General features: G+C 41.2%; 4 protein-coding genes and 1 pseudogene. All 5 read left to right on the top strand.

Features of this window, described 5'->3' with window-relative positions:
* Window positions 1-288: pseudogene (locus CALSC_RS07525) on the top strand (XRE family transcriptional regulator); the annotation flags it as partial.
* Window positions 276-1187 carry an AAA family ATPase gene (locus tag CALSC_RS07520; protein WP_088240759.1) on the top strand — a complete coding sequence of 304 codons (912 nt, stop codon included), beginning with the start codon at window positions 276-278 and terminating at the stop codon, window positions 1185-1187. The pseudogene CALSC_RS07525 and the gene CALSC_RS07520, both read left to right, overlap by 13 nt.
* Window positions 1184-2371, top strand: coding sequence for a hypothetical protein (locus CALSC_RS07515; protein WP_088240758.1), 1188 nt, complete (start codon window positions 1184-1186; stop codon window positions 2369-2371). The genes CALSC_RS07520 and CALSC_RS07515 overlap by 4 nt, the downstream gene beginning before the upstream one ends.
* Window positions 2362-3000, top strand: coding sequence for a Uma2 family endonuclease (locus tag CALSC_RS07510; protein WP_088240757.1), 639 nt, complete (start codon window positions 2362-2364; stop codon window positions 2998-3000). The genes CALSC_RS07515 and CALSC_RS07510 overlap by 10 nt, the downstream gene beginning before the upstream one ends.
* 30 nt (window positions 3001-3030) lie before the next feature.
* Complete coding sequence (locus CALSC_RS07505) at window positions 3031-3942, top strand: hypothetical protein (RefSeq protein WP_088240756.1); 912 nt, start codon at window positions 3031-3033, stop codon at window positions 3940-3942.
* Window positions 3943-4098: the final 156 nt, after the last annotated feature.

The following is a 4098-nucleotide window of genomic DNA, read 5'->3' as shown; positions in this document are numbered from 1 at the left end:
AGCGGCAGTGTTTGTGAGTCAAATATCCTACTGGCAAAGCAATTTGATGAACCAGATTACCCACGTGTACCTTTACACTTACCACCTGTCAGCCTATTTCCCCTAGACGTACTCGATGATTGGATTGATATGGTGATGGCGATGGAGAGTATGCAAATACCCGCAGGTTTAACATCAAAAATATTGTTAGAAAGGACAGAAAACGGTGTCCCAGAGTTTGTTTATGAAGAAATTTGCGATTTTTGCGGTCATAGTTGGGAAGGAGGATTGGCGAGATGGCTGATTTAGCAAGCATACTCACCGCTAATGGCAAGCAATATTATAGTGGTAAGCCCATCTCACTTCAGGATTGCCAAAAATATGGACTTTCTCCTTACCTACCATCACCAGAATTAATTAAAGCCGTTAACCTTGCCATTTTCCTTGAAAAACGTCCCTTATTACTCAAAGGTGAACCAGGATGCGGGAAAACGACTTTAGCGCGAGCAGTAGCTCACGAATTGGGCTTACCCTACCAAGCTTGGTATATTAAGTCTACAAGTAGGGCAAAAGATGGACTTTACACATACGATGCAGTAGGACGCTTGCACGATGCTCAACTTGCTCCCATGGGAGAAGCAAGCAATTCCCAAATTAAGAATTTAGATAATTATATAAAGTTGGGACCCTTGGGACGTGCGTTTAACAATCAAAAACCCACTGTAATGTTAATTGATGAGATTGATAAAGCAGATATTGACTTTCCCAATGATTTGTTGCGAGAGTTAGATGAACAGCAGTTTGCAATTGAAGAAAAGGGGGAAGAAGTTAAAGCAAATTACACTCCCATTGTTATCGTCACCAGCAATGATGAAAAGGATTTACCAGATGCATTTCTGCGGCGTTGTTTGTTTTATTATATTCAGTTTCCCTATTCACAATTAGCTAATATTGTTCAGTCTCATTTTCCCAAATCTAATTCTGATTTAGTACAAGCTGCGGTGAAACGTTTTAGCGAATTGCGGCAAAAAATGGAGAAGGGGAAAGTTGGTAAAAAAGTTAGCACTAGTGAGTTGTTAGATTGGTTTGCAGTGTTGCGGGAATTTCCAAAAGATGAGGTATTAAAGCAGTTGCAGTCAGAAATACCTTTTCCTGAAGTTTTATTGAAGAAGTGGGAAGACCATTTGCGGTATTTAAAACAATCATGAAACTAGAAGAACTACCACTGCTAGATATATTTAATAGCCTACGACAGCGACATGGTTTGCCGTTGGGGGTTGAAGAATATTTGGTGGTTGTGCGTAGTTTAGAAGCAGGTTTTGGAATTAGTAACCGTGAGGAATTAGAGCAGCTTTGCTGTATATTATGGGCAAAATCTGAGGAAGAAAATCGCCTCATTCGACGGTTATTTGGAGAGATGTGGAAACAAATCGAATCGCTTCCAGTAAATTCTGATTTCAGTACACAAGAAAATTCGCCAACATCTTTAAATGAAACTCCTTCCAATACTGACATATCCAGTTTAATTTCTGACTCACTTACACCGGAAAATTATGAATCTTCCTCAGTCGAAACACCAACAATGGAAGAACCTGCACTTGATGAGCTGTTACCCAATTTAGAAACACATCCCAGCATCACCCCCGAACCCGTGCAAGCAGTACAAGCGGTGCGGAGTAATCGTAGCGACAGAGAAATGAAACGCCCCCGCTATATGCTGTTAACAGAGTATTTCCCTGTTACCAAGCGACAAATGAAGCAGTGCTGGCGTTATCTGCGTCGTCCGGTGCGCCAAGGAGTACCCACAGAGTTAGATTTAGAAGCAACGGTGGCAAAAATTGGGCGTGAGGGTATTTTACTGCAACCTGTACTAATTCCACCCCGTATAAATCGCACGGATTTGGTGTTATTAATTGACCAAGAAGGCTCGATGGTGCCGTTTCACGATTTATCACGGCAGTTGGTGGAGACAGCAGAACGGGGGGGACGGTTGAGAATAACTAATGTATTTTATTTTCACGACTATCCGGATGAATACTTGTACCGTCATCCAGCAATGCTTGATGCCAAACTTGTTTCGGAAATATTGGAGGAAATGGGCAAACGAGCAGTGGTATTAATTATTAGCGATGCGGGGGCAGCACGGGGGAATTTTGACCAGGAACGGGTTGATAATACTAAGGTATGGATTGAGGAGTTACAGCAATCGGTGCGTTATTTGGCTTGGCTCAACCCCATGCCGAGTGAATACTGGGGGCAAACTACAGCTGGGGAAATTGCCCGTTTTGTGCCCATGTTTGAGATGAGTTTCCAGGGGATGAATGCGGCGATTAGTGTGTTGCGGGGTCGATATATTGTAATCAAAGAATTGGATGAATCTTTATGCTATTAGAGTTAAGACAATTGAGGATTCAACCGGGACATCAATTACTGCTTGAGGATGTTAGTTGGCAGCAATTTGAGAATATTTTAGCGGAATTGGGAGAACATCGTGCTGCCAGAATTTCCTATAGTTATGGTTTTTTAGAAATTATGGTTCCCTTACCAGAACATGAAAAAGCTAAAGAAATTATTGGCGATATGGTGAAAATTTTATTGGAAGCACGACAAATTGCTTTTGAGTCTTTGGGTTCAACAACTTTGAAAAGCGATCGCATGGCTCAGGGAGTAGAACCGGATGCCTGTTTTTATATTCAAAATCAAGCAGCAGTAATTGGTAAAAATCGCCTCGATATGAGTGTCGAACCACCTCCAGATTTAGCCATAGAAATTGATTTGACTTCCCGTACAAAGTTAGATAATTACCAAATATTGGGAGTGCCAGAACTTTGGCGATATGGAAAACAAGGCTTACAAATTAATGTTTTGGAAAATGGAAAATATGTAGAGTCAAATTTTAGTCCTACTTTCCCTAGTATACCGATAATTGAGCTAGTAAATCAATACGTCAAGCAGAGTCAAATTTCTGGTAGAACTCAAGCAATTCAAGCTTTTAGAAATTGGCTGTGGAATAATATTTAATTTTGGATGGGAATCAGTTGAGGTAATTTGATGCCTACCACAAACAAGGAGCGGGAAATGCGAATCGCCCAAAAAAGAGTGGAAGGGTTTGCTCAGGAGTTTGGGGAAGCACACCGCAATTTAGCTCGTCATGCAGCGTTTCCATTGGTACTGACACCTGATTTACTTTACCAGATTTGGGCAAATTTTGTCCCCTCAGCCTCTTGGACTGCGGTTGCTCATGTTTTGCTGTCGCGGTTGTGTCGGCAGGTGGGTTATGAGATGTATGAGATGGATATTGCTGACCGAAATTTATTGTTGCGGGAATTGAAAGGGGAATTTGGACAGGAAAGGTTTGATGAGTTGGGGGAGTTTTTGCTGGATTATGTGGCGCAGCGATTGACGGATGATGATGCAGATACGCGGGATTTAGCACAAGCTCAGGAATGGACTGCGTTGGCATATACTAAGCCGGATGAGGTAGCGCGGGAGTTGGCGCAGAGGTTAAGTGAGAGGGTGCAGCAGGAGGATATGGGGGAGGTTTTGCGGCTTGCTTCGTTGATTGAGACTTTGGCAGAGCCTCTTATTGAAGAAGGTTTTCAGCCGTTATTATTATACTCTCAAGGAATGAAAAATTTTTTCTATCGCAACTTGAAGGAAGCAGTAGCCCAGCTTGAAGAAATTGTTGATGAGGAAAATCAACTATGGATTGGTGATATAAGTTTACCTGTTCCTGAACAGATAAAAAATGAAATTTCGGAATCTGCAATAGCCCAGCTTGAAGAAATTGTTGATGAGGAAAGTCAGCCATGGGTTGGTGATATAAGTTTGCCTGTTCCTGAACAGATAAAAAATGAAATTTCGGAATCTAAAGAACCCAAAGCTCGTAATCTTAAAGCTACTGAGCATGGATTAGGAATAATTGAACAGGCTATAACGAGGAAAAAAATTGGGAAAAATTAGATGAACGTTGGGTTCAAGCTTCCAATACTTCAGTAGAAATTTTAGAACAATTTTGGCAAAAATTAGAAATTACTGAAGATGATTTCATCAGAATTTGTGATGCTGTAGATGTTGATTGGAAAAGTATTATAAAAGGTAGTCACTTTAGTACCCTCT

The sequence above is a fragment of the Calothrix rhizosoleniae SC01 genome, from assembly GCF_900185595.1.
Taxonomy (GTDB): Bacteria; Cyanobacteriota; Cyanobacteriia; order Cyanobacteriales; family Nostocaceae; genus Calothrix_A; species Calothrix_A rhizosoleniae.
Note: the sequence above shows the minus strand (reverse complement) of the source record. Positions and strands in the feature narration are given on the sequence as shown.

What these genes read in the sequence shown, in the direction of transcription:
- CALSC_RS07520 (WP_088240759.1), top strand. Translation starts at nt 276, where the DNA reads ATGGCTGATTTAGCAAGCATACTCACCGCTAATGGCAAGCAATATTAT.
- CALSC_RS07515 (WP_088240758.1), top strand. Translation starts at nt 1,184, where the DNA reads ATGAAACTAGAAGAACTACCACTGCTAGATATATTTAATAGCCTACGA.
- CALSC_RS07510 (WP_088240757.1), top strand. Translation starts at nt 2,362, where the DNA reads ATGCTATTAGAGTTAAGACAATTGAGGATTCAACCGGGACATCAATTA.
- CALSC_RS07505 (WP_088240756.1), top strand. Translation starts at nt 3,031, where the DNA reads ATGCCTACCACAAACAAGGAGCGGGAAATGCGAATCGCCCAAAAAAGA.